General features: G+C 61.1%; 22 protein-coding genes and 2 pseudogenes. 13 read left to right on the forward strand and 11 right to left on the reverse strand.

What is annotated here, in order from left to right; all coding sequences use genetic code 11:
- Nucleotides 1-308: 308 nt before the first annotated feature.
- Both AC07WT_RS37380 and AC07WT_RS37385 read left to right on the forward strand, forming a co-directional pair.
- A complete protein-coding gene (locus AC07WT_RS37380) occupies nucleotides 309-1,988 on the forward strand; it encodes a methyl-accepting chemotaxis protein (RefSeq protein WP_494950840.1) in 1,680 nt (559 codons plus the stop codon).
- Nucleotides 1,989-2,034: 46 nt separating this feature from the next.
- Nucleotides 2,035-2,241, forward strand: a pseudogene (locus tag AC07WT_RS37385) (DDE-type integrase/transposase/recombinase); the annotation flags it as partial.
- A gap of 215 nt (nucleotides 2,242-2,456) precedes the next feature.
- Here the strand turns inward: AC07WT_RS37385 and AC07WT_RS37390 are convergent.
- Nucleotides 2,457-3,677, reverse strand: coding sequence for a YncE family protein (locus AC07WT_RS37390; protein WP_494950841.1), 1,221 nt, complete (start codon nucleotides 3,675-3,677; stop codon nucleotides 2,457-2,459).
- A gap of 636 nt (nucleotides 3,678-4,313) precedes the next feature.
- Here AC07WT_RS37390 and AC07WT_RS37395 point away from each other — a divergent pair.
- Nucleotides 4,314-5,069, forward strand: a complete 756-nt coding sequence (locus AC07WT_RS37395; RefSeq protein WP_494950842.1) for a hypothetical protein — start codon at nucleotides 4,314-4,316, stop codon at nucleotides 5,067-5,069.
- Nucleotides 5,070-5,206: 137 nt separating this feature from the next.
- Here the strand turns inward: AC07WT_RS37395 and AC07WT_RS37400 are convergent, their stop codons facing one another.
- Nucleotides 5,207-5,539, reverse strand: coding sequence for a DUF2322 family protein (locus AC07WT_RS37400; protein ID WP_494950843.1), 333 nt, complete (start codon nucleotides 5,537-5,539; stop codon nucleotides 5,207-5,209).
- The gene (locus AC07WT_RS37405; protein ID WP_494950844.1) at nucleotides 5,536-5,658 is read right to left on the reverse strand and encodes a hypothetical protein; all 123 of its coding nucleotides are present in this window, start codon (nucleotides 5,656-5,658) and stop codon (nucleotides 5,536-5,538) included. The genes AC07WT_RS37400 and AC07WT_RS37405 overlap by 4 nt, the downstream gene beginning before the upstream one ends.
- A gap of 362 nt (nucleotides 5,659-6,020) precedes the next feature.
- On the opposite strand from AC07WT_RS37405, the gene AC07WT_RS37410 reads away from it, so the two are divergent.
- Nucleotides 6,021-6,653: a helix-turn-helix domain-containing protein gene (locus tag AC07WT_RS37410; protein WP_492594964.1), complete on the forward strand. Its 633-nt coding sequence runs from the start codon at nucleotides 6,021-6,023 to the stop codon at nucleotides 6,651-6,653.
- Nucleotides 6,654-6,663: 10 nt separating this feature from the next.
- Here AC07WT_RS37410 and AC07WT_RS37415 read toward each other — a convergent pair whose 3' ends face one another.
- The gene (locus AC07WT_RS37415) at nucleotides 6,664-9,690 is read right to left on the reverse strand and encodes an FAD-binding and (Fe-S)-binding domain-containing protein (RefSeq protein ID WP_494950845.1); all 3,027 of its coding nucleotides are present in this window, start codon (nucleotides 9,688-9,690) and stop codon (nucleotides 6,664-6,666) included.
- 39 nt (nucleotides 9,691-9,729) lie between these two features.
- The gene (locus AC07WT_RS37420; protein ID WP_494950846.1) at nucleotides 9,730-10,767 is read right to left on the reverse strand and encodes a DUF1338 domain-containing protein; all 1,038 of its coding nucleotides are present in this window, start codon (nucleotides 10,765-10,767) and stop codon (nucleotides 9,730-9,732) included.
- 167 nt (nucleotides 10,768-10,934) lie between these two features.
- Here AC07WT_RS37420 and AC07WT_RS37425 point away from each other — a divergent pair, with 167 nt between their 5' ends.
- Nucleotides 10,935-11,879, forward strand: a complete 945-nt coding sequence (locus AC07WT_RS37425) for a LysR substrate-binding domain-containing protein (RefSeq protein ID WP_494950847.1) — start codon at nucleotides 10,935-10,937, stop codon at nucleotides 11,877-11,879.
- On the opposite strand, the gene AC07WT_RS37430 is transcribed toward AC07WT_RS37425, so the two are convergent.
- Together AC07WT_RS37430 and pcaQ are read right to left on the reverse strand one after the other, a co-directional pair.
- Nucleotides 11,876-13,009, reverse strand: a complete 1,134-nt coding sequence (locus AC07WT_RS37430; RefSeq protein ID WP_494950848.1) for a 4-hydroxyphenylpyruvate dioxygenase family protein — start codon at nucleotides 13,007-13,009, stop codon at nucleotides 11,876-11,878. The two genes, AC07WT_RS37425 and AC07WT_RS37430, sit on opposite strands and share 4 nt — an antisense overlap.
- A gap of 227 nt (nucleotides 13,010-13,236) precedes the next feature.
- Complete coding sequence (gene pcaQ / locus AC07WT_RS37435; RefSeq protein ID WP_494950849.1) at nucleotides 13,237-14,226, reverse strand: pca operon transcription factor PcaQ; 990 nt, start codon at nucleotides 14,224-14,226, stop codon at nucleotides 13,237-13,239.
- 107 nt (nucleotides 14,227-14,333) lie between these two features.
- Here pcaQ and pcaH point away from each other — a divergent pair, with 107 nt between their 5' ends.
- Nucleotides 14,334-15,038 carry a protocatechuate 3,4-dioxygenase subunit beta gene (pcaH, locus tag AC07WT_RS37440; protein ID WP_494950850.1) on the forward strand — a complete coding sequence of 235 codons (705 nt, stop codon included), beginning with the start codon at nucleotides 14,334-14,336 and terminating at the stop codon, nucleotides 15,036-15,038.
- A 3-nt stretch (nucleotides 15,039-15,041) separates the two neighbouring features.
- Nucleotides 15,042-15,629 carry a protocatechuate 3,4-dioxygenase subunit alpha gene (pcaG, locus tag AC07WT_RS37445; protein ID WP_494950851.1) on the forward strand — a complete coding sequence of 196 codons (588 nt, stop codon included), beginning with the start codon at nucleotides 15,042-15,044 and terminating at the stop codon, nucleotides 15,627-15,629.
- Nucleotides 15,630-15,777: 148 nt separating this feature from the next.
- Here pcaG and AC07WT_RS37450 read toward each other — a convergent pair.
- Nucleotides 15,778-16,149: pseudogene (locus tag AC07WT_RS37450) on the reverse strand (fumarate reductase/succinate dehydrogenase flavoprotein subunit); the annotation flags it as partial.
- A 260-nt stretch (nucleotides 16,150-16,409) separates the two neighbouring features.
- Nucleotides 16,410-16,673 carry an H-NS family nucleoid-associated regulatory protein gene (locus AC07WT_RS37455; protein ID WP_494950852.1) on the reverse strand — a complete coding sequence of 88 codons (264 nt, stop codon included), beginning with the start codon at nucleotides 16,671-16,673 and terminating at the stop codon, nucleotides 16,410-16,412.
- Nucleotides 16,674-16,765: 92 nt separating this feature from the next.
- Here AC07WT_RS37455 and AC07WT_RS37460 point away from each other — a divergent pair, with 92 nt between their 5' ends.
- From AC07WT_RS37460 to AC07WT_RS37475, 4 genes are all read left to right on the forward strand, one after another.
- The gene (locus AC07WT_RS37460) at nucleotides 16,766-16,945 is read left to right on the forward strand and encodes a hypothetical protein (protein WP_492594973.1); all 180 of its coding nucleotides are present in this window, start codon (nucleotides 16,766-16,768) and stop codon (nucleotides 16,943-16,945) included.
- A 296-nt stretch (nucleotides 16,946-17,241) separates the two neighbouring features.
- Nucleotides 17,242-17,877: a LysE family translocator gene (locus tag AC07WT_RS37465; protein ID WP_494950853.1), complete on the forward strand. Its 636-nt coding sequence runs from the start codon at nucleotides 17,242-17,244 to the stop codon at nucleotides 17,875-17,877.
- 283 nt (nucleotides 17,878-18,160) lie between these two features.
- Nucleotides 18,161-18,364, forward strand: coding sequence for a cold-shock protein (locus AC07WT_RS37470; protein WP_012428559.1), 204 nt, complete (start codon nucleotides 18,161-18,163; stop codon nucleotides 18,362-18,364).
- Between the two features lie 279 nt (nucleotides 18,365-18,643).
- Nucleotides 18,644-18,868, forward strand: coding sequence for a hypothetical protein (locus AC07WT_RS37475; protein ID WP_115106223.1), 225 nt, complete (start codon nucleotides 18,644-18,646; stop codon nucleotides 18,866-18,868).
- Between the two features lie 64 nt (nucleotides 18,869-18,932).
- On the opposite strand, the gene AC07WT_RS37480 is transcribed toward AC07WT_RS37475, so the two are convergent.
- Nucleotides 18,933-20,564: an acyl-CoA synthetase gene (locus tag AC07WT_RS37480; protein ID WP_494950854.1), complete on the reverse strand. Its 1,632-nt coding sequence runs from the start codon at nucleotides 20,562-20,564 to the stop codon at nucleotides 18,933-18,935.
- A gap of 206 nt (nucleotides 20,565-20,770) precedes the next feature.
- Between AC07WT_RS37480 and AC07WT_RS37485 the strand changes: the two genes are divergently transcribed.
- Together AC07WT_RS37485 and AC07WT_RS37490 are read left to right on the forward strand one after the other, a co-directional pair.
- Nucleotides 20,771-21,517: a Crp/Fnr family transcriptional regulator gene (locus AC07WT_RS37485; RefSeq protein WP_494950855.1), complete on the forward strand. Its 747-nt coding sequence runs from the start codon at nucleotides 20,771-20,773 to the stop codon at nucleotides 21,515-21,517.
- A 180-nt stretch (nucleotides 21,518-21,697) separates the two neighbouring features.
- A complete protein-coding gene (locus AC07WT_RS37490) occupies nucleotides 21,698-23,257 on the forward strand; it encodes a methyl-accepting chemotaxis protein (RefSeq protein ID WP_494950856.1) in 1,560 nt (519 codons plus the stop codon).
- Between the two features lie 81 nt (nucleotides 23,258-23,338).
- On the opposite strand, the gene AC07WT_RS37495 is transcribed toward AC07WT_RS37490, so the two are convergent.
- Nucleotides 23,339-23,758, reverse strand: a complete 420-nt coding sequence (locus tag AC07WT_RS37495) for a transposase (RefSeq protein ID WP_494950857.1) — start codon at nucleotides 23,756-23,758, stop codon at nucleotides 23,339-23,341.
- Between the last annotated feature and the right edge of the window lie 39 nt (nucleotides 23,759-23,797).

Here is a 23,797-nt window from a genome sequence, read left to right on the forward strand (position 1 = left end):
CTGCGTACGGCGGCAACCCATGAGCGTAAATCTATATTCACAGCCTCTCAAGTTCGGCGCGCCTGCGCCGAAATATTACTGGAGCGCCTGTGCGAAGCCGGTCTGGAAGTGAACCGCCACGTAGTTGAGCAATTACGTAGAGGATTGCCAATTGTCTTATGAATACGCGCGATGGTCTGCTGTTATCTTCAGACGAATTTGAATGGTGAGGCGCTGATTCTCTTAGTTGGAACCGCACACAGGATTTGCGCGTTCCTGGTGCAATGACCTGCAATGGAAAAGGTCCTTCGACTTCACAGGATGGCAGAATGAAATTCAGCAACATGAGACTTGGCACCAAACTGATCAGCGCTTTTGTGTTGGTGTGCTTGATCAGCGCAGTTGTCAGCGGGATCGGAATCCGCAATATGGGCAAGATCAACGACGAGGGCGACAAAGTCTACCAGTTCGATCTGATCGGACTATCACTGACCCAAAAGGCGAATATCGATCTGCTGGAGGCTGGCCGCTCGCTGAGAAACGCCATTCTGGCCTCCACGGCCGAGCAGCGAGCCGGGTTTCTGGACAGAAGCGAGCAAAACCTGGCGCGGGCGCGTGAGACGCTCGACAAAGCCAGACCGCTTTTCCGCAGCGAGCAAGGTAAAGCTATTTTTCTCGATCTCGATCGGAAGTGGCAGGGCTATGTCCAGGCTTTCAAGGATATGGAAGCGAAAACCCGTGCTGCCTCGTTGCAGGATCGAGGGGAACTCACCGAACACCTGTTCGGCGATTTCCGCCAGAAGGTCAATAACGTTGACGAGCTCATGAACACGCTAGTCAGCAAGAAGCAGGAGAATGCGAAGGAAGCTGCCGAAACCAACCAGGAGTTGTACCGGGAAAGCCGCAATCTTATGATCGCCCTGGCAATCTTCTCTACCGTGGCCGGAATCGGAATCGGCATTTGGCTCACGCGTAGTTTGACGCGGCAACTCGGGACGGAGCCAGTGATAGCCGCCGACCTTGCAAAAAGCGTCGCGGCAGGCGATCTCAGCGTGAACATCGACCTGCGGCCTGGCGACACGAGTAGCCTGATGGCCTCGCTGAAGAACATGCGCGACAGTCTGTTGCGGGTTGTGTCGGATGTACGCCAGAACGCCGACGGTGTGGCTACCGCAAGCGCACAAATCGCTCAGGGTAATCTCGATCTGTCGAGTCGCACCGAGGAGCAAGCGAGCGCGCTGGAAGAAACCGCCGCTTCAATGGAGCAACTCACGGCTACAGTCAGACAAAATGCGGAAAATTCCAAGGTGGCCAACGAACTATCGCGCAGCGCGAGTACGATCGCCGTCAAAGGCGGAGAGGTTGTCGAAGAGGTCGTCGAAACTATGGCTGGTATCAACGACAGCTCGAAGAAGATTGCCGAGATTATCAGCGTGATCGACGGTATCGCGTTTCAGACCAATATCCTGGCGCTGAACGCTGCAGTGGAAGCGGCGCGTGCCGGTGACCAGGGTCGTGGTTTCGCTGTGGTTGCTGCGGAGGTGCGCAACCTGGCACAGCGCAGCGCCGCCGCGGCGAAAGAAATCAAGACGCTGATCTCAACCAGCGTCGAACGTGTAAGCCAGGGCACTGCCCTGGTAAATCAAGCTGGCACGACGATGGCCGATATCGTCAGCTCGATCAAACGTGTGACCGATATCGTTGGTGAGATCAGTGTGGCCAGCAACGAGCAGAGCGTCGGTGTGGGGCAAGTGGGTGAGGCTGTGAGCCAGATGGACCAGGTTACGCAACAGAACGCTGCGTTGGTAGAAGAGAGTGCTGCGGCTGCAGAAAGCCTGAAGTCCCAAGCCCAGCAATTGGTGCAAGCCGTGGCAGTGTTCAAACTTTCGGACGGCTCCGCGTCTGCGATTGGTAGCCTGAAAGCACCGGCCAGAATGGCTGCCAAAGTACTTCGCGGTACGAATCGGCACGAAAGTCTGGGTGCCCCTGCAATCCAAGGTCAGCACTGAGCGGCTTCTGTGCAGTGGGACTGAGCAGGATGGCGCGGGCAGCGCGCGAAGCGAGCCTATCAAGGTTCGACAACCGAAGTGCCTGAACAACATGATTGAACAGGACCATCGGGTGGTCAAGCGCGTCGTACGTCCAATGCTGGGATTCGAGGACTTTCGCTGCGCTCGCATCATCATGGGCGGCATCGAGATCATGCGCATGGTCGCGAAAGGCCAGATGAAGGAGAAGGGAGGATCTCCGGTATCGAGTTGATGCATCGCACTCGCAAAGGCCAGTTCGATCACAGCAATGTGCGCGTCAAGGATACCACTGCGTCCGCTGTCTGGATGGGGGGTGCTTTCAGCTTGTTGAGGTGGCGAACAATCGCGCCGGCGCCGCCACGTCGAGGTGTCCGTCCGAGGCAACGACGTGGGAGAACCACTGGCGCGCATAAGGCAGCACCAGTGGCACCACAGGCCAATGATTGGTTACATCTGGAAGGCCAGCACCCCGCCGTTTGTAAAGTTGTTCGCGACGCACGTCGCGCATCCTGCCGGCTTGTCGGCCGCGGAGTACGGCATGAAGATGAGACCAGACACAGGGTCAACCGCCACCGAATGGGTGTTGTTTCCCGTTGCCACTCGAGCGACCACCGTGCGCGCTGTCGCATCGATAACGGTCAGGACCGGCGTACAGGGAGCCGCAGCCGAGCAGCCTGCGGAGCCGACCGAGTTACCCGTCGCCGTCCAGCGATAGCTAGCGTTATAGTAGCGATTGGACTTTGCATCATATTGGATTTCATCTCCTCCGCCAGCATTGAGAGACGCCACCAAAGCACCTGACGAGCGATTCACGATCTGTACGAGGAGTGGAGCCCCCGCCGTCGCCTCGCGGCAGCCTACCGCAGCGTCGGTACCCGGTCCGAGTGCAAGCCCGGTGGGATCGCAATTGCCGAGAGGGTACGCGGCAGCGCCGGCGAGGTCAGTGTAATTGACCGTTGCACCGCGGGGAATCGCTCGGACCGAGGCCGCGGGAACCTTGATGAGTTCACCATGCGGATTGGCAGTACTTCCGTCGTTGTTGACAAAGAATGTGTCGCTTGCGGCGTCATATCGGCACTGTTCAAGACCTGCCGAAGGCGCTCCTCCTGCGTCCGAGAAGGTGACCTTAGCCAAAATCGTCTGCGTCTGCGTGTCAATGAACGTCGCGAATGGCGTTGCTTCCTCCGGACTCGAGATCATGTAAACATTGTGGACCGAGTCCAGACATCCTTCGTCTGCCCGGACGCCACCCGTGCTCACGGTGATGCTCCTGACGACTGTGTTTGTCGCCGGATCGGCAATCTTCACCGAATTCACATCGCCAACGTACAGAAGGTTGCCCACGGCGTTGATTCCATCAGGTCCGGACAGCGCTGGCCTCGCACCTGCACCTGCAAAGGCCAACGCCCCGCTCCCCTTGATCTGGGCAACGAGTTTCTGGCTCGCGATGTCGATCGCATCCACCGCCGCGTTATTGCGGTCCGTAAAGAAGAAGCGCCCCCCGCTGATATCGCCCAGGTCAAACGAAAAGTTAACGCCCGGACCCACGCCGGGTATTGCGATGTCTGCGACGACATGCGGCACTCCTGAAGAATTGACGCTGCCTCCGCAAGCGGTCAGAAGTGACGCACTCAGCACGGTAATACCTAACATTCGCTGCAACTTCATTTTCGTCTCCAAACGTTCTACTGGTTATGGGATTAAAGCGTGGCAATATGACCTTCGGCTAGTGAAGCCTCACTACCCAACCAGGTCTATTTGCGAGCTTGACGACAAATGACCTCACCGTTGATGACACTAGCAGTCAGATCCTCAGAAGTACGGTAGAAGTACGTATTGCATGTCGCAATCACTCGTGCCTTCGAAATGCTCCATAAAACCTTACGTTTCGCCGCAATCAAACGGATCACTTGCGTCCTGCCGGCGACCGGGTCCTGCGGCCAGCGATTGATGCAAAGCTGATGCCAGGTTCGGCCGTTCGCCAGTGGGTTGATTACAAAGGCATCGTTGAACGGCGAGGCGCGTGCGCGTCCGAATTTCCAGAAAATCGTGCAACGGACTGTCGGGATTTTCGGACTTGCGTTGTTCGCGCGTCGCAGGCGTCGCCGGGCTGGTCCGATAAGACCGCCCGTTAGCGCGACCGTCGACTTATCGTGGCGGGCCGACGACCGCTCCAGCCGACAACGCGGCAATGTGATTGACGCGACACACGGTTTCGGCGCATCGGGCCTAAAATTAAAAATAGCGCCGGCCCCTTTGCGTGGGACCTGCCGCCTTGCCCCCTTCCATCGACGGCTGTCAGCCATGAACACTCACGATGCGCGTTTCGTTCGCCCGGTGCTGGCTGCACTCTGCGTGGCTCCGCTCGCAACGCTAGTCGCGTGCGGCGGCAGCTTCTGCGTCGGCTTTGACAGCTGTGGCGGCGGCAACGGGTTGCAAAACGTCGCAATATCCGGCACGGCCGCCACCGGCAAGGCGCTCGCCAGCGCGACGGTCAGCTTCAATTGCGCACGGAGTTCGGGCTCCACCCTGTCAGACGGCGGTGGACACTACAGCATCACGTTCAACGTCACGCTTCCTTGCGTCCTCACCGTGACCTCCGGCGGCACGACCCTGCATTCGCTGGCATTTGCCGGTGGCACCTTCAATACGACGCCCGAGACCGAGCTGATGCTCGTTTATCTCGCTTCGCAACTTGGCACGAGCGAGACCCATCTGATTGCGGACTTCCCGAGCAACTCACAGTTCCAGCAGGTGCTGATCAATCAGACCGATGTGCTGGCTGCGCAATCGGCAGTCGTCACGGATCTGCAGCAGCGCTATGCGGTCACGCTGACGGCACCGGCGTTTCTGACGACGCCGTTTATCGTCGGGCAAGCGGGCGTCGACAGCGATCTCGGCGCGCTGGCGACAGCAGGCGCGATCGACGCCAATGGCATGCCCGATCCGGCCGCCGTCTCGCTGCTGTCAGCGGCGGGTCTCGCTCACCCGATCACAATGACGTCCACACCTTCATCCGGCACTGGCGGCACAGGCAGCGTCACCGGCGGCATGATGTGAGCAGAAGATTCAATCTGAACCACGCCTGATTTGAAACTCAATAATTTTTTGCAAGAAGAGCAATGATGCTTCCAGGCTTGCCACAGACATCTGATCTGATTTGACCTGACCTGACGTTCGAGTGTCCGTTCGAGCGCTCAGGCTGCCGCGACGGCGTCGATTCGCAACGCTTCCCCTCCGGCTGCGATCGCGAGCAAGCGGTCGACGTTCGGGTGCGCACCCGGACGGTTGCGAGCGTCGGCCGTGTGCTCGGCGAACACCGCGAGGCCGTGCTCGGCTGCCTTGGCGTCCAGCGCGCCGAATACCTGCCGCAGGTAGTGGTACACCGCCAGTGAGCCCTGCTTGCCCGGCTTGTTCTCGATGCTTGCAACCACGGCGCCCTTGCCGTCGACCAGGTCGATACGCTCGATACCATCTACAGCCGGCAGTTGGGCGAGGTTATCCTTGAATGCGTTGCTCGGTTGAATCACTGAAAACACTCCTTCTGTTCTGAAAAATGCGAGGCGGGCGGTATCTTATCCGATAGGGTGTGCGATGGGTCCGTGCCAAACGAGTCCGGCCTTGCCGAGCCGACGATGAAGATTTCCATGGACACTCGTTCAGCGGTGCCAGAAAGCGCACGGCCAATCAGGCAGCGCCGCCATAACGACCATCCCGAAGAACAACGTTTCCGATGGGAAAAATCCGTCGATGCTCCACACGAACGAGCGTGTCTCACGCAGCGACGCGCGTGAGTATCGCGGAAGCCGCTCGCACAGCGCCACCTGATCACCCCGCGCCACTTAGTGCAAGGCTCAGCCGCCATTCAGCCAGCACGTGAACCATCGGAAGATCCGCCTTGGAGCTGCCAGCAGTCACCCGCCCAGGCCCTTCCAGGCTCCCCCATTCCTCCAAATGTTATGATCGGAAACACCAAACGCCTCCCAAAGCGCGCATTTGACCCCACACCCCATGGATACGCATCTCACCAAACCGCCTGAGCAATCCACCACGGACCTCGGCCGGCGCGTGCGCGCTGCACGCCAGGCGCAGGATCTGACGCTGGAAACCGCCAGCCGCCTGTGCGGCGTCTCCCGCTCGACGCTCTCAAAGGTCGAAAACGGCCTGATGTCCCCCACTTTCGACGTCTTACAGAAAATCGTCCTCGGTCTGAAGATCGAAATCGGCGAACTGTTCGGCTCCACGCCGAAAGTCAATGCCAGCGGGCGCCGCGCGCTGACTCGCAAAGACGCGGGCCAGCGTCACGCGTACCGCGGCTATCAGATGGAATTGCTCGCCACCGACCTCGCGCACAAAGCGATGCTGCCGTTCCGTATCCGCATCTCCGCGCACACGCTCGACGCGTTCGACGACTGGGGCCGCCATGAAGGCGAAGAATTCCTGTACGTGATCAGCGGCAGCGTGTGCCTCTATTCCGAGTTGTACGCACCCACGCATCTGAACGCCGGCGACAGCCTCTACTTCGACAGCCGCACCGGCCACGCCGCGGTCTCCACCAGCGAAGAAGACGCCGAAGTGTTGTGGATGGCGACCAGCGCCGACATCCCGCAAGCACCGCCCGCCGCCGACTCGCCGAAGAAGTAACGCAAGCGCATCAGCGGCGCAAACCGGCCTTGGCGCCTGTTAGCGCGCCGCCGGCCAACGCCCTCTGCGCCAGCTGCGCGATATGCAGCGCGTGACGTCCGGTGCCTTGTTCAATCTGTTCGCGGCAGCTGAAGCCGTTGGTCAGCACGATCGTTTCCTTCGGCGCGCCACGCACGAAAGGAAACAGTTTGTCTTCGCCGATCTTCTCCGAGAGCGCGTGATGTTCGGCGTTAAAGCCGAACGATCCCGCCATGCCGCAACATCCGGTATCGAGCAACGTCCATCTGACGCCGAGCTTCGTCAGCAACGCGGTATCGCCTTGCATGCCGAACAGCGCCTTCTGATGGCAATGCCCATGCACGACCACATCTGCTTCGAGCATCGGCCAATCGAACGGTTGGCGAGCGACGAAATCGGAGAAGAGAAAAGTTTGCGCCGACAGCTGTTTGGCCAGAGCATGATCTGGCAGCTGCTTCAGCAGTTCGTCCTTGAACACCGATAAGCAACCGGGTTCGAGTCCGACCAGCGGCACGCCGGCGGCGATGTCATCGGCGAGGTCGTCGAGAATGTTCATCAGTAACTCCCGCGCGCGTTCAAGCAAGCCGAAGTCATACAAAGGACGGCCGCAACACAAACGGTCCTTCGGCAGCACCACGTGCCAGCCCATTTGCGTCAGTACGTCGGCGGCAGCTTGCGCGATGTCGGGCGTGAAATGATCGTTGAACGTATCGACCCACAGAATGACTTTCTTCGTTTCGCCGAGACCGCGAGCGGCACGTTCAGTCTGCTGCGAGCGCCGCGCAATCTGCCGATACGTTCGCGTCGCAAACTTCGGCAACTCGCGCGCTTGCGCCACACCCGCGACCCACTTGCCCACCGAAGACAAACCCGGCGCCGACGTCATGAAGTTCGTCAAACGCGGAAAGCGCGCCGCCCACGGCGCCCATTCGCCGATCCGTCCCATGAACAACGCCTGCCGCGGGCGGCGGTTCGTCTCATAGTAATGCGAGAGAAATTCCGCCTTGTACGAAGCCATATCCGTATGCGTCGGGCAATCGGATTTGCAGCCCTTGCACGCGAGGCACGTATCGAGCGCCTCTTTCACTTCGCGACTTTGCCAGCCGTCCGCGATCACGTCGCCTTGCAGCATTTCCCAGAACAGATGCGCGCGACCACGTGTCGAATATTTCTCTTCACGCGTCGCGCGATAGCTCGGGCACATCGTGCCGCCTTCTAACGAACGGCACTTGCCCATGCCGATGCAGCGCTCGATCGCGCGTTGGAAACCGTCGCCTTCCGGGCTGGCAAATGTCAGCTTCGTTTGCAGGCTCACCGGTTTGTAGGCTGGACCCACGCGCAGGTTTTCATCGGCGCGATAGGCGTGCACGACCTTGCCGGGATTCAATCGATTGGCCGGATCCCAGATCGCCTTGAACTGCTCCATCGCCTGCATCAGTTCGGGGCCGTACATGATCGGCAGAAACTCGGCCTTGGCCTGGCCGTCACCGTGTTCGCCCGACAACGAGCCGCCGAACTCGACCACCAGCTCCGCCGCTTCGCGCAGAAACTTGCGCCACGTCGCGACGCCTGCCGCGCTGCGCAAGTCGAAGGTCATGCGCGCGTGCACGCAGCCGTCGCCGAAATGGCCGTACAGGCTCGTCTCGTAGCCATAGCGATCCACCAGGGCCTGGAACGCGCGCAGATAATCGCCGAGGCGCAAGGGATCGACCGCCGCGTCTTCCCAGCCGACCACCGGATCAGGCGTGCGCGGATCGATCGACAATGCCACCGCCGATGCCCCCGTTTCGCGGATCGACCATACCTTCGCCTGCAACGCACGGTCTTCGACGAGCATCGCCGAGACGTTCGGTCCTGCCTCGCCGGATGCGAAATAGGCAGCCGCCGCTTGCGCCTCGCGCACCGCATCCTGGTGCGTGTCCGCGCCGAATTCGAGCACGACCCAAGCGTCGCCTTCCGGCAGCAACGCGATCTCGTCCCTCTTCAAACCGCGCGCTTGCAAACCGCGAATGATCGCGCGGTCGAGTCCCTCGATCGCGATCGGCGAAAAGCGCATGAAATGCGGCACGGCATCCGCGGCGGTGTAGATGTCGGTGAAGCCGACCACGACGATCACGCGTTTCGCCGGACTCTTCACGAGCCTCACTTTCGCCTGCAAGGTCACCGCGCAAGTGCCCTCGGTACCGACCAGCGCACGCGCGACGTTGAAGCCGTTTTCCGGCAGCAGTTGATCGAGGTTGAAGCCCGACACGCGCCGCTTGATCTGCGGAAATTTCGCGCGAATCAGATCGGCATAGGTGTCGCGCAATTGTTTGAGGGCGGCGTAGATTTCGCCCTGCCGACCGCCGGCTGCGATGACGCGCGCGAGTTCATCGTCCGAAGTGGGGCCGACCCAGAAACGCGCGCCGTCGAAGGTCGCGATTTCCAGCGCCTCGACGTTTTCGACCGTCTTGCCGGCCATCACCGAATGCGCGCCGCACGAGTTGTTGGCGATCATGCCGCCAAGCGTGCAGCGGCTGTGCGTGGCCGGATCGGGTGCGAACGTGAGGCCATGCTGCTCGGCGGCGGCGCGCAAGGTGTCGCAAACCACGCCCGGTTCGACGATAGCCACGCGTGCCGCCGGATCCACTGACACCACGCGATTCACGTATTTGCTCGCGTCGGCGACCACGGCGACATTCACGCATTGGCCGTTTTGCGAAGTGCCGCCGCCGCGCGGGAGGAACGGCACGTCGTTGCGGCGGCATGCGGCGAGCGTTTCCAGCAGATCGTCGACATCCGCAGGCACGACGACGGCGAGCGGAACCTGCCGATAATTCGACGCATCCGACGCATACAACGCTTTCGAGCCCTGATCGAAGCGTACTTCGCCACGCACGCCGCGGCGCAGATCGGCTTCGAGCGCCTGCATCACGGCGGCGGTGCCTTCGAAAGGCCGCGCGACCGGCGCAGCGCGACGCTGCGCATCGCCTATCGCATTCACACTCGCGCCCGGCTCTTCATCGATTGATGTTCCCACCGCGTCTCTCATGTCCCGTGCCCAACGCTCGCCCTGCACTCACGCAGCCTGGCTAGCGGTCATCTTGAAGATGCCCTGCGCGTTGCCCGCGTCGAAACGCAGGTCCGTTTCCCAGCGGCGTGCGTCCTGATCGAAGGTGCGCTTACGCGTGATGAACTCGTAGAACGAGCCCGGCACGTCGCGCGTCACGGTGCTGCCATCGGCCGCGCGGAATTCTCGCCTCACGATGTCCGCGCGGTACGCGGTCTGAAACACGCGGCCCGAGCGCGAACGCTCGACTTCCGGCTTCATCGGACGACCCTTCGCCTTTTCATCGTCGGAGAGTTTGAACACGTCCGCGACGCGGTCGGTGGCGTGATTGAACGCATTGCCCTCGGTCGCGATCCATGCCATTTCCGCCGATTCCTTCAACAATACGTCGTAATCGGCTTCGCGGGGCATCTCGTGCTGCCGCGCAAACGCACCGACGATCACCGGCAGCAACGCATGGGCCGCGTCGAGCGGCAACACGCCTTCGCGTTCGAGCTCCCACAACTGGCCGACGGCTTGCGGCGTCAACGGATCGCGCGACGCGCCGATCACGTTCGTCACCGCCTGCTGGAATTCCGCCGAAAAACGCTCAGGGTGCAATTCGCTGACGAAGAACTGCGCGATCTCGTCAGGCGCGTCGTCGTGGGTCCACGCACGGCCGGTCATGCCGAGACGGTCGAGCGGATAGCGGCCGTTGATGCTAAAGCCAAGCGGACGGAGAATGCGCGCGAACGCGGCTTCGCCCGGCGGCAGCGCGCCGCTGTGCGGCCAGCGCACCGTGCGCAGCGCGCCGTGGTCGAAGTACACGCTGCCGCCGGCGGCGATCGTCTCCTGCGTGTATTGGCGCCCGTTCGCGGAACGCGCCAGCAGGTCTTCGAACAACGCCATATTCATCGCTTGGGCGAGTTCGGCGCGCGTCACGACGCCGTCTTCCCATTCGTTCAATACCTGCGGATGGTTCAACGTGGCGAACAGCGTCGCCGTCCTGTGGGCGCCGAGCAGTTCCAGCAGCAGTTGTTCGACATTCGCATTCTTGATGTTTCGCATATCGGTTTTCCAGGTGACGCTTTGAGGCGTGCATTCACGCGCTTAAGGGGACCTGCCGGCGCGGCTTCAAGACGCAAGCGCGGCATGTTTCGAGCGAGATTATTCAAATTCGGCGGCATCGCGTAAAGCGAGATAAAATCGCCACTTGATGCGTTTTTGGAATCAACGTGCGAAAGTTCAAGATCCCCAACATGGGTGCGCTGCTCGCTTTCGAGGCCGCCGCGCGGCACGAAAGCTTCACGCATGCGGCGCGTGAGTTGTTCCTCACCGAAAGCGCGGTGTCCCGGCAAATCAATACGCTGGAGAGCAATCTCGGCGTGCGGCTGTTCGTGCGCGTCAAACAGCGCGTCGTGCTGACGAAGGCGGGCAAGGTCTATAGCGCGCAGGTGCGGCGCTCGCTGGAACAACTCGACCGCGACACACTGTCGATCATCGCGCACGGCAGCGGCGGCGGTTATCTGGAACTGGCGGTGCTGCCGACGTTCGCGTCGCAATGGCTGATTCCGCGGCTGGCGGCATTCAACGCGCAGTATCCCGACGTGCTGGTCAACATGGGCGTGCGCACCGGCACCTTCCCTTTCGCGGACACGCATTTCGAAGCGGCGATTCACTACGGCAAACCGACATGGCCAGGCACATCGGCGGATTTTCTGTTTCGCGAAGAAGTGGTGCCGGTGTGCGCGGAGAGTCTGCTGACGCGGCCGGTCGAGTCAGCCGCCGATCTGCTCGACTACCCGCTGCTGCACTCCACCACCCGCCCCGACGGCTGGGCGTCGTGGTTCGCCAACCTGGGCGTGGAAGACAACCGGACCATGCAAGGGGTCCGTTACGAACTGCACACCATGCTGATCAGCGCCGCCGCGGCCGGCCTCGGCATCGCGCTGGTGCCGCGTTTTTTCGTCGACGCGCAACTCGAACAGCTTGGACTCGTCATACCGCTCGACGCACCGGCGGTCGCGGACTCGGCGTATTACCTCGTCTATCCGACCGAGTTGAGCCACGGCAAGCCGCTCGCCAGCTTCCGCGAGTGGCTGCTGCAAGAAGCGCTCACCTACAGCGCGGTGAATCCCGAACTGGCCGGCCAGAGCGCTGCCGACACCGATAGCGATTAGGCGTCAGTTGCCTGGCGCGCCTGCGCCAACGCGCTCAGATTGCCTTCACCGAAACCGTGGTGGCCTTGCCGCTGCACGATCTCGAAGAAGATTTCCCCCGCGCGACGCCGCACAAAAGTCTGGAAAAACAGCAGCGGCACGCCGTCGAGGCCGATCTCGCCGTCCACCAGAACGTGCGTGCGCCTGAGCCGTTCGACGTCGAGCCCATGGCCCGGCAGGCGCGCATCCAGTTGCTCGTAGTAACGCGGCGGCGGCTCGACGAATTCGACGCCGTTCGCCAGCAATTGCTCGACGCACGCGAAGATATCGTCGGTGGCGAGCGCGATGTGCTGCACACCTTCGCCCGGATGATCCGGCAGATACTCGTGCATCAGATTCGTGCGGCGCGTGCCTTCTTCATACAACGGAATGCGGATCGCTCCGCACGGCGACACCATCACGCGCGATTCCGCCGACACATGCCAGTTCGCGTGCAGCTCGTGAATCTCGCGGAAATTCAGCAGATCGCGATAGAAGTCGAGCCATTCCTGCATCCGGCCCGCGCCAACCGTTTGCGTCAGGTGATCGACCGCAACAAGGCCGGTGCCCACATGGCTCAGGTCGGCGTGCGCAGTGTCGATCTCGATCGGCCGGAAGTCGATGTCGAAGATCGAGATGTCGCCGAGGCCGCCGCGCTGGCCGCCACGGCCGCGCCAACGGTCGACGAAATAAATGTGCGAATCGCCAATGCCCTGGATCGCGGGAATCAGCAGTTCGCCCGCGCCGATCCTCTCGCCTTCGAACGCCCATGCGCCGAGTTCGATCGCGCGGTCGAACGCGCGCTGCGCGTCGGCCACACGGATGCCGATCGCGCAGATGCCCACGCCGTATTCTTCGGCGTAGCGCGCGGCGAACGAGTCCGGCTCGGCGTTGAGCAGAAAATGCATCTCGCCCTGGTGATACAGCGTGACGTCCTTGCTGATATGGCGCGCAATCGCCTTGAAGCCGAGTTGCGTGAACGTCTCGCTGAGCACCTGCGGCTCGCGCGCGGCGAACTCCACGAAGTCGAGGCCGGCGGTGCCGAGCGGATTGTGCTCAGGAACCGACACGGCGCGCAGCGCGGCCTCCGGGGTGGGCAAGTCGCTGGGCATGGCATTCTCCTTGTACAGTCTTTCGACGCTTTTGCAGATGTCCGGTGCGGGCCGTCATACGCGCGCAACGCGGCAGTACGTTCGTGGTGTGCCGCGACGACGCGGTCAGCGACGGCTTTCGCACCGTGTTTGTACACCGTGTAGCAGGGCGTTCGCAACCTGCATTTTGTACTGAATGGTTCAGCCGGAATCGCGCCGGAACCACGCCGCGACCATCAGGGGGCGGTTCAGCGCGTCTTGCGACTGCGCCTGGGCGCACGCTTGCCGCCGGACTTATCCGCAGCGGCGCTCATCCGCTGACGCGCGACCTCGCGCACCGCGTCGATCAGCGCCCGGCCCACCGGCGACGGCTGCGTATCCGAACGCCGGATCAACCCGACCGGCTCGTCGGTGCCGGCAAACGGCAATGGCAGACGCACCAGCATACCGCGCGCCAGTTCGTATTCGACCGCGCTCAGCGGCACGAACCAGACCGCGTCGTTCTCGAGCGTCAACGCGCGCCCCGTGGACACCGACAGCACCTCGACATACGCCGACAACGGCGGCACGCCCCACGCGCTCAACAGGCTCTCAGCCGATTGCCGGATCAGCGTGCCGAACGGCGGCAGCACCACTGGAAAATCTTCCAGCGAAGTGGCCGGCAAGCCGGAACCCGTTGCCAGCGGATGCCCGGCGCGTACGACCGCGATCAGCGGCTCGCTGAAGAGCTGCTCGAAACTGAGCCCAACCATACGCTCCGGATCCGCCAGACGTCCAATCGCAAATTCGATCGCGCCAGCTTTCAGACGCTCCAGCAATTCAGGGTTGGAGCCGGTCGCGAGACGCACGATCGCGCGCGGCCACTGCACGGCGAAGAGCTTGAGCACAGGCGGCATCAGCGCAGCCGCGACAGTCGGCAGGACGCCGATTTCCAGCGTGGCCGCGGCGGCGCCTTCCGCGCGCGCGAGCAAGTCGACGCCCTGCCGCAATGCGCTGACACAAGCGCTCGCATGCGGCATGAAGAGCTGCCCCTCGCGAGTCGTGACAGCGCCGTGACGGCCGCGCTCGAACAGTTTCACGCCGAGTATCGCTTCCAGTTCGGCGACCGTCTTGGAGACCGCGGGCTGCGTGATCGACAAACTTTCGGCCGCCCGCTGCACGCCGCCGAACTGCGCGACGGCCAGAAAGCACTGGAGATGACGGAATTTGACGCGGCTGTCCGCGAGGCTGCGTTGCATAACGAAAGGTTATACGAAAAGAGCGAAAACGTCATTTTGCATAACTTCTCAGGTTGGATAAAGTCGCTCCATACGCTGTATCCCACAATTCCCCGAAGGAGACACTGATGGACGAGTCTGTTCTCACCGGCCGCGATTTCGCGTCCCACCCGCCATACATCTATCCCGGCTACGGTTCATCGGTCAAACGCGGCCCGACGCGCCCACTGATTCCGCTGAAGGAAAAGCTGCGCGATCAGCGCGTGCCCGTCTACGGCACAGAAGACCTCGGCGCGCTCGATAGCGATCTGACGCGCAATGCCGTGCGCAACGGCGAACCGCTCGGCGAGCGCATCATCGTGACGGGGCGCGTGCTCGACGAAGGCGGCCGTCCGGTGCGCAACACGCTGGTCGAGATCTGGCAAGCCAACGCCGCCGGCCGCTACGTGCACAAGAACGATCAGCACGACGCGCCGCTCGATCCCAACTTTCTTGGCGCAGGCCGCTGCGTGACCGACAACGACGGTCGCTATCGCTTTCTGACGATCAAACCAGGCGCATATCCGTGGGGCAATCACCCGAACGCATGGCGTCCGAACCATATTCACTTCTCGCTGTTCGGCGATCATTTCGGCTCGCGCCTCGTCACGCAGATGTACTTCCCCGGCGACCCGCTGCTTGCCTTCGACCCGATCTTCCAGGGCACGCCCGAGCATGCACGTGACCGGCTGATCGCGAACTTTTCGCTCGATACGACGCAAGAGGCCTATGCGCTCGGCTACGATTTCGACATCGTGCTGCGCGGCCGCAATGAAACTCCGATGGAGCGCTAAGCCATGACGACTCTCAAGCAAACGCCTTCGCAAACGGTTGGACCTTACTTCGCCTACGGTCTGTGCCCGCAGCAATACGACTTCCCCTTCAAGAGCCTGTTCACGCCCGTTCTGGCTGACCGCGAAGCGGCCGGCGAGCACATCACGATTGTCGGCCAGGTGTTCGACGGCGACGGCAAGGTGATCGGCGATGCCATGCTGGAAGTGTCGCAAGCGGACGCGCAAGGCCACTATCCGGAATCGCGCGCGGAAGTCGAGGCAAGCGGTTTTCGCGGCTTCGCCCGGGTCGGCACGGGCACCGATCCGCAATTGCGCTTTGCCGTGGAGACGGTGAAACCCGGCCGCGTGAGCCCGGAGGAAGCGCCGCATCTGAATGTGATCGTCACGATGCGCGGCATGCTGCTGCATACCTTCACGCGCATCTATTTCGAGGATGAAGCGCAAGCCAACGAGCGCGACCCCGTGCTAGCTTCCGTGCCCGCGGACCGTCGCGGCACGCTGATCGCCCGGCGCGAACCGAAAATGGCGAACGTGTACCGCTTCGACATTCATATGCAGGGCGACAAGGAAACCGTATTCTTCGACCTGTAACGCGGAATTCCTATACTTTCATATTGCCTTCAAATACACTGAATGCGATCCGTCTGGCGACTGGATCGCGAAACTCCGAGTAAAACTCAAAGCCCGCTTCGTGCGGGCTTTTTTTTGTGCGCCGTTCGGATTCGGTCTGGCTCGATCCTTTCTTGATGTCGTGACCTTCGGACATCGGCAGCACATACGAGCCCATGTGATGCACTTTCTTGACCGCGTAGTCGCCGGTGCCGTCCTTTTCGAACTTCACGCCCCAGCGGTCGAGTTCTTCGATGGTCTTGAAGCTGTGTTGCGCGTAGGCATAGACGGCGGCTTGATCGACAATGCCGTCGTTGGCGATGGTGATTTCCCTGGTGTACTGATCGGGCGTCGCGTGACCGGGGATGACCGCGTTATTCAGACCGTCCATGCCCATCGAAATCGCGCCGCTGCGTTTGACGTTGGCCTTCTCCAGCAGCAAGACCTGCAGATTCGGATTCTGCTCTTTGGCTTTGACGGGAGCACAGTGCCCGCTGGGGATTTCGGCATGGTATTGCCTTGTTCACTTGTTATGACAAGATGATCCACAGCATGGAGAGGGCGCCCTCGCGGGTGAACTAAGTTTTTGTGGTTTGTATTTCTTGTTCGGCGATTTTGAGATTTTCGCCTTTGGCGGTGCTATTGGTTGTACGCCACAGGCACAGGCACAGGCACAGGCACAGGCACAGGCACACAAATATAAAGCACCGCGCAGTGGAACTCCGCAGGAAAACGACTAGCGGCGTAGACCCAATCGCACCGTCAGCAACGGAAATGATCGATGTTTTGCCCGGCGTAAATCGCGCGCGCTAGCCAATCCGGTTTATCGCCATGACCGTCCCATGTATTGCCGTAGGCATCGCGATACATGACGGCCTTGGTCGCGGACGCGTCTGCTTCGATCGCATCTGCGAGTGCTTCCATTGTGATGCCGTATTCGTCCATGCGGCGTCGTATCCACAGGATCAGGCGCTCACGCGCATTCCCGTCGAGGTCGAACAGCCGTTGTTCTTCTCGCTCTTTCATAACGTACCGGTTTCGCGGCTAATAATGCTCGCGTTCGAAAAACAAAGGCTTCGCTAAACAACGCGAAGCCTTTGCATGAATCGGATGAGTGGGTGCAAATCGAACTCGCGATGCCCTTCCCCGATGCGCGAAATTCGCATCTGGAAATCACGCCCAACAAATCATGGATTTTGGGAAATTCGTCGGCAAACGGCTCGAATCGCGCCCTGGTCGCCTCGGTGTTCCGAGGCTGCTTCAGCGTATGGAAAGCAATTCTAGCATCCATTTTGTGATGCCCGCAGTGCAGCCTGCCCGGCGGGGTTGTCTGTGATGCTTTCCTGTTCTGCCTGCCTTTTGGCAGCGGCATTGTCTGTGTGCCTACGGCGTTGGCTCGTCTTGTTCCGGCTTCTTAGACCTTTTTTTCTCATCGATTCATTAGCGTTGCAATGCTAATAAACCAACGAAAAAACAGGGAAAGGCAATGCCGCAGGCGTACAACCCATAGCGCTATGCAGGAAAAACCCTAACCTGTCGCGATCATGTTATTTTCCAGTGACTCATTGCCTTCAACCGTCGAGGGAAACGCAAAATGTCCGCATCAACTGCCATCGCCACCATTCTGGCCGCACTGCTATTGGGCGCCATGAGCCCCGGACCCAGCTTCGTGATCGTCGCCCGCAATGCCATCGGCCTATCCCGCGGCGACGGCCTCGCGACAGCCGCGGGCATGGGCATCGGCGGCGTATTTTTTAGCGGCATCGCGCTGCTCGGCCTGTACACGTTGCTCGCCACGGTCGAGTGGCTATACGTCGGTTTGAAAGTGGCGGGCGGCCTGTATCTGATCTACCTCGCGTCGAAGATCTGGCGCGGCGCCGCCAAACCGCTCGCGTTCGACAGCGCACAAGCCGACGCCACCAACGTGCGCAAATCCTTCTGGATTGGCTTGAGCACACAACTCAGCAATCCGAAGACAGCCGTCTACTACGGCAGCATTTTCGCGGCTCTGCTCCCGCAACATCCCCCGCTGTGGTGCTATTTCGCACTGCCGCCTGCCATATTCGCCATCGAAGCCGGCTGGTACACCGTGGTCGCATTGTGCTTTTCAAGCAAACGGCCGCGCGAAATCTATCTGACATGGAAGGCCTGGATCGATCGCGTCGCGGCAGGCGCGGTTGCGGCGCTCGGATTGCGCCTGATCCTGACGGCACACAAAACGGGCCTCTGAAACATCGTCTGTATGTGACCGGCTTGTCCCGCCAGAAACCAGGGCCGCATCGTCGGGCGAGCCGGCGCGTGGAATACGGCGTGCGCGGCAAAACAGTTACAAGATAAATGTTGACGCTGACACGGCCCGGCGGTTACTGTGCGATCCGAAGTTCAAGAAGTTCGATTGCTGTTCATCAATTGCTCGCTCCCTCAGCGGTATTCGTTGTCCTCTCCCTCCTTGATTCTTTACGCGCTCTCCTCAGCAGAGCAAATCTTTCTATTTCTTGTTTCAAGGATTCTTCATGGATACCGGTACCGTTAAGTGGTTCAACGACAGCAAAGGCTTTGGCTTCATCACCCCGGACAAGGGCGGCGACGACCTGTTCGCGCACTTCTCCGAAATCAGCGGCGACGGCTTCAAGACGCTGGCTGAAAATCAGAAGGTGAGCTTCGAAACGAAGCAAGGCCCGAAGGGTCTGCAAGCGGCTAACATCAAGCCGCTGTAAGTTTGAAGGGCTCGGTGTCCGGCAACGGACACCGGGTTGCAGCGACATCCTCGCGGAGCTTTTGTCTCCCACAGTTGGCGCGATCGCTTTTAGCTGCATCGGTTTTCAGCAGCAAGCTCCAAGCGCCAAACGCCTCGTTGCACCTCATTCCCCCCTCTGGCTTCAACGCCCTTTTTTCGCTTTCCGACTGCGTTCAGATTCGGCTCGCAATGGCTTGAATCGGCTCGTCCGTGCAGGATTCGCACGGCATGCGCGCACTCGAACATCATTAAAATTAAAATGCAAAACAAACATATTCATCACTACAACGGCTATGCCGTCCAACCCTCGGCGCATCGTTTGCCCGACGGTAGCTTTTCGTCCAACCTGCTGCTCGAACGCGCCGACAGTGCGCGTGCCGAAGGGCGCTACCAGTTCTATTCGCTCGACTACTTCGCGAACGAAGAGCAGGCGTTGCAGCACTCGGCACGCTGGGCACGCAACTGGGTCGACACGCGCGGTTAAGCGCGATGCCTCCTTTAAGCACTACTTTGCGCGCCATCCGGCGCGCTAGAAAATCACGCGCGGTCTATTCGGTTCCTTCCGATTTGATCCGCGCGCGCAGCTCGAACTTTTGGATTTTTCCCGTCGACGTCTTCGGCAATTCGCCGAAGCGCACTGCTTTTGGCAGCTTGTATCCTGCAAGAAACAGCCGGCAGTGCGCGATGATCTCTTCCGCGGTCACCTGAGCGCCTTCCTTGAGTTCGACGAAGGCGCACGGTACTTCGCCCCATTTTGGATCGGCCATCGCCACCACGGCGGCCACCGAGACCGCAGGGTGCCGGTACAGCGTGTCTTCGATCTCGATGCTCGAGATGTTCTCGCCACCCGAAATGATGATGTCCTTGCTGCGATCGCGGATACGGATATAGCCGTCAGGCATCCGCACGCCTAGATCGCCGGTATGGAACCAGCCGCCGCGGAAGGTCGCTTCCGTGGCGCGCTCGTTCTTCAGATAGCCCTTCATGCAGATGTTGCCGCGGAACATGATTTCACCGAGCGTTTCGCCGTCGTTCGGCACCGGCTCGAGCGTGTCGGGGTCGAGTACCGCCACTGCTGCCTGGAGGTGATAGCGCACGCCTTGCCGTGCATTCAGTTCGGCGCACGCGTTGTCGTCGAGCGTTTCCCAGTGATCCTGTTTCGCGCAGACCGCGGCCGGCCCGTAGGTTTCCGTGAGCCCATACACGTGCGTCAGGTCGAAACCGATCTCCTTCATCTTCGCGATCACCGCGGGCGGCGGCGCCGCGCCCGCCACCATCGCCGACACGCGATGCGCGATGCCCTCGCGCCACTCAGCCGGCGCATTGACGAGCGCGCTCTGCACGATCGGCGCACCGCAATAATGCGTGATGCCGTCGCGGCGAATCAGGTCGAACACCGTCTTCGCGTCGAATTTGCGCAGGCAGACGTTGACGCCGGCACGCGCGGCGACCGTCCACGCGAAACACCAGCCGTTGCAGTGAAAGAGCGGCAACGTCCACAGATAGACCGCATGCTTAGGCATGTCCCATTCGAGGATATTGCTGAGGGCATTCAGATAGGCGCCGCGATGGTGGTAGACCACGCCCTTCGGATCGCCGGTCGTACCCGAGGTGTAGTTCAGCGCAATGGCGTCCCACTCGTCGGCGGGCGGCGCCCACGCGAACTCAGGGTCGCCGGCTTGCAGGAACGCTTCGTAATCGGTCGCGCGGATGAATTTGTCCGCGTCGGCAGGCATCGCGTCGGATACGCTGATTACCCGCAACTCCGGGAATTCCAGCGCCGCGCGATGTGCAAACTCGCTGTACTCCGTATCGACGATCAGCGCCTTCGCCTCGCCATGCCGCAGCATGAACAGCAAAGACGACACGTCGAGCCGCGTATTCAGCGTGTTGAGCACGGCCCCGGCCATCGGCACGCCGAAGTGCGCTTCTATCATCGGAGGAATGTTGGGGAGCAAGGCCGCGACCGTGTCGCCGCGTTCGATACCGGCCTGTTGCAACGCGCTGGCCAGCCGTCGCGTACGCTCGTAGGTCTCGCGCCAGTTACGGCGAATCTCCCCATGGACGACCGCGAGCCGCTCACCGTAAACTTCCGCTGCGCGTACGATGAAATCGAGTGGCGTCAGCGGGACATAGTTGGCCTCGCGGCGCTCGAGTCCTTCTTCGAACATGTGCTTCATTGCATCGTCTCCTGAGGCGCGGACCGCGCCGTCGGTTATTCTGTTTGATGAACTAGCCTAGCAATTGTCATGCTGAACTGTCTGTCGTTCAAATGACAGAGTGGCACACCCTAACCGACCTTAAGCGGTCTTACCCGGCCTTAACCGGCCCCGCATTGCCCTCAGTTACCGCTCTTGCCCTAAACCGGACACACCCCAAGCCGCTTATGGACGACGTTCCGCTCACTCCCCTCGCAGGCGCCCGCTCGCACCGGCCGGAGCGCGTCGCGCGCGCCGACCTGCCGCAACTGTTCGCCACCTGCGCGTGGTTCCGGGCGCTGGCCGACGAACACCGGGCGATGGTCCTCGCCAGTTCGCACGCGGAGCGCCTGGAAGGCGGAGCGTGGATCGCGCGCCGCCAGGAACCGTCGGATTACTGGATCGGCGTGCATTCGGGGCTTATCAAACTTGCCATCTACAACGCTTCCGGACGCAGTTGCACGCTATCCGGCGTACCGCCCGGCGGCTGGTTCGGCGAAGGCAGCGTCATCAAGCGCGAGTTGCGCAAATATGATGTAGCCGCGATTCAACCCTCGCTCGCGATGTTCGTGCCGTCGGAGACGTTCCATGCACTGCTCGAATCGAGCCTGCCGTTCACCGGCTTCGTGATCCGTCAATTGAATAACCGGATGGGCGAGTTCATCGCATCGATCCAGAATAGCCGGCTGCTGGACGTCGATGCGCGCGTCGCCCAGTCGCTCGCGCAACTGTTCAATCCCGATCTCTACCCCGACACCGGCCGCACGCTGGCCATTTCTCAAGAAGAAGTCGGCCTGCTGGCCGGCGTGTCGCGGCAACGGATCAACCAGGCGCTGCAAAACCTCGAAAAACTGGAAATTTTGCGCCTCTCGTACAACCAGATCGATGTGCTCGACCTCGAGCGTCTGTGTGCGTTCGGCCGGGAGCAGATCTAGGGCGGGCGCACAGGCGCTTTCCCCCTCTTCCAACGGCCGCCCGGGGGCGGCCGTTTCGCATGTCAGCCTGAATTTTGAGCAACGGAATAAAGAATCTGCCGCCACGGCCGTTATGCGAGCTATGCAGCGCAGATTGCAACCCCTCCCCATTCCGAGTTCAACGTATCGCCGAAGCCGACAATGAACCCCCTGACACTAAAACAGAAATTGTGGGTGCCGTTGCTGCTGTGCTGGGCAGCGCTCCTGATCGTCACCGTTGTGAACGCGTTAGAAGCACGAAACGGTCAAATGGACGCACGGCGTGCGGATCTGGCCGATGTCACCGACATGGCGTTGTCGATCGTCGCGGACTACGCGAAGCTGGCCGACGCGGGCAAGCTCTCCGTCGACGAAGCCAAACAACAAGCCATCGCCCGCGTCAATGCGCAGCGCTACGGCACGTCCGGCTATGTCACGATCGTGCGCGGCGACTCGGTGATGATCGCTCACCCCATGAGCCCGAAGCTGAACGGCAAGGACATGAGCGGCTTTCGCGACGCCAAAGGCAATGCGCTGTATCACGACATCGCCCAGGCCGGCGGCTCGGCGGGCGGCTCCGGCTACCTGCGCTACTGGTGGCCGAAACCCGGCGAGACGACGCCGAGCGAAAAGATCGGTTACGTGAAACGCTTCGGTCCGTGGAACTGGGACTTCATCGCCGGCGCCTACATGGACGACATCCAGGCGCAGTTGTACACCACGCTTGAACGCTCGGCCGCCATGCTGGTAGTGCTCGGCATACTGGTATCGTTCGTTGCTTCGCGAGTGGTGCGCAACGTATCGCGTTCGATCGGAGGAGAACCGTCGACCGCCGCGGCTATCGCCATGCAGATCGCGCGCGGCGACCTCGCCACCACGATCGAACTGCGGCGCGACGACCATTCGAGCCTGCTGTTCTCGTTGCGCGAGATGCGCAATCAGCTCGCCGCTACCGTCGCGCGGATCAAGACTTCCGCTGAAACGATCACGGTCGCCTCGAAAGAGATCGCCGCGGGCAACCTGGATCTGTCGAGCCGCACCGAAGAGCAGGCGGCTTCGCTGCAGCAAACGGCCGCCAGCATGGACGAACTCACCAAGACCGTCACGCAGAATGCCGACAATGCGGCAACCGCGTCGGAACTGGCGACGGACGCATCCAATATTGCGGCGCGCGGCGGCCAGGTCGTCAACGACGTGGTCGAGAAAATGGCCGGCATCACCGATAGTTCGCGCAAAATCGGCGAGATCATCAGCGTGATCGAAGGCATCGCGTTCCAGACCAATATCCTTGCGCTGAACGCCGCGGTGGAAGCCGCGCGCGCCGGCGAAGAAGGCCGCGGTTTCGCGGTGGTTGCGGGCGAAGTGCGCAACCTCGCGCAGCGCAGCGCGACGGCGGCCAAGGAGATCAAGGTGCTGATCGATCAATCGGTGGCGCAAGTCGGCGAAGGTTCGACGCTGGCCGGCAAGGCAGGCAGTACGATCGGCGAGGTGGTCGACGCGGTGCGCCGGGTAACGGCGATCATGAACGAGATCTCGGCGGCCTCGAAAGAGCAAAGCTCGGGCATCGGCGAAGTCAATCTCACGATCCGTCAAATGGACGACGTGACGCAACGCAATGCGGCGCTCGTCGAGCAGGCGGCCGCCGCAGCCGGCTCACTCGATGAGCAGACCGAACGTCTGCGACATGCAGTTTCGGTGTTCAAGGTCGAACAGCAGGCCTGATTGACAGGCGTACTTGCAGCGCCGGTGAACCAGGGCCGTCACCAGTGACGGCCTTTTTCATTTGCGATGCAGAAGCGGAATTCAGATGGCGCTCGCGTCGCCTTTGCGCGAATCCTGGCGGGTCAATATCACATCGCTATTGAATAGCGCGAAGGCGATGCTGGCAAGCACACCTGACCTTTTCCAGCGCAAATAGTAGCGATGCGATGTTTGATAAGGCGGATACCGGTCAGGCAGCGCTTTCCACGCCTTGCCCGTGCGCAGCACCCACAGCACGCCGTTGACCACGCAGCGGATATCGATGCAGGGACGGCCGCGCCGTGGTCCAAGGTCCTTCATTTCAGGCAGCAGCGGTACGATGCGGTGCCATTGCTCGTCGGTCAGATCATGAATAACCGGCGAGCCAGCGAGGGGATTTGAAGCGGGAGTATTCATGCAGTAAGAACGCGCACTTGCAGCACACGTGCTAGCGTTGCAGCGCAAAAATAGCCGATGGATCAATTTATTGAGACTACTCCAAGCGCGCTTTCGCGAAGGTTA

Source organism: Paraburkholderia sp. GW821-FHT02A12 (genome assembly GCF_059422005.1).

Coding starts and splice junctions, on each gene's coding strand:
- AC07WT_RS37380 (WP_494950840.1), top strand. CDS start 309: ATGAAATTCAGCAACATGAGACTTGGCACCAAACTGATCAGCGCTTTT.
- AC07WT_RS37390 (WP_494950841.1), bottom strand. CDS start 3,677: ATGAAGTTGCAGCGAATGTTAGGTATTACCGTGCTGAGTGCGTCACTT.
- AC07WT_RS37395 (WP_494950842.1), top strand. CDS start 4,314: ATGAACACTCACGATGCGCGTTTCGTTCGCCCGGTGCTGGCTGCACTC.
- AC07WT_RS37405 (WP_494950844.1), bottom strand. CDS start 5,658: ATGGAAATCTTCATCGTCGGCTCGGCAAGGCCGGACTCGTTTGGCACG.
- AC07WT_RS37410 (WP_492594964.1), top strand. CDS start 6,021: ATGGATACGCATCTCACCAAACCGCCTGAGCAATCCACCACGGACCTC.
- AC07WT_RS37420 (WP_494950846.1), bottom strand. CDS start 10,767: ATGCGAAACATCAAGAATGCGAATGTCGAACAACTGCTGCTGGAACTG.
- AC07WT_RS37430 (WP_494950848.1), bottom strand. CDS start 13,009: ATGCCCAGCGACTTGCCCACCCCGGAGGCCGCGCTGCGCGCCGTGTCG.
- pcaQ (WP_494950849.1), bottom strand. CDS start 14,226: ATGCAACGCAGCCTCGCGGACAGCCGCGTCAAATTCCGTCATCTCCAG.
- pcaH (WP_494950850.1), top strand. CDS start 14,334: ATGGACGAGTCTGTTCTCACCGGCCGCGATTTCGCGTCCCACCCGCCA.
- pcaG (WP_494950851.1), top strand. CDS start 15,042: ATGACGACTCTCAAGCAAACGCCTTCGCAAACGGTTGGACCTTACTTC.
- AC07WT_RS37455 (WP_494950852.1), bottom strand. CDS start 16,673: ATGAAAGAGCGAGAAGAACAACGGCTGTTCGACCTCGACGGGAATGCG.
- AC07WT_RS37465 (WP_494950853.1), top strand. CDS start 17,242: ATGTCCGCATCAACTGCCATCGCCACCATTCTGGCCGCACTGCTATTG.
- AC07WT_RS37470 (WP_012428559.1), top strand. CDS start 18,161: ATGGATACCGGTACCGTTAAGTGGTTCAACGACAGCAAAGGCTTTGGC.
- AC07WT_RS37475 (WP_115106223.1), top strand. CDS start 18,644: ATGCAAAACAAACATATTCATCACTACAACGGCTATGCCGTCCAACCC.
- AC07WT_RS37480 (WP_494950854.1), bottom strand. CDS start 20,564: ATGAAGCACATGTTCGAAGAAGGACTCGAGCGCCGCGAGGCCAACTAT.
- AC07WT_RS37485 (WP_494950855.1), top strand. CDS start 20,771: ATGGACGACGTTCCGCTCACTCCCCTCGCAGGCGCCCGCTCGCACCGG.
- AC07WT_RS37490 (WP_494950856.1), top strand. CDS start 21,698: ATGAACCCCCTGACACTAAAACAGAAATTGTGGGTGCCGTTGCTGCTG.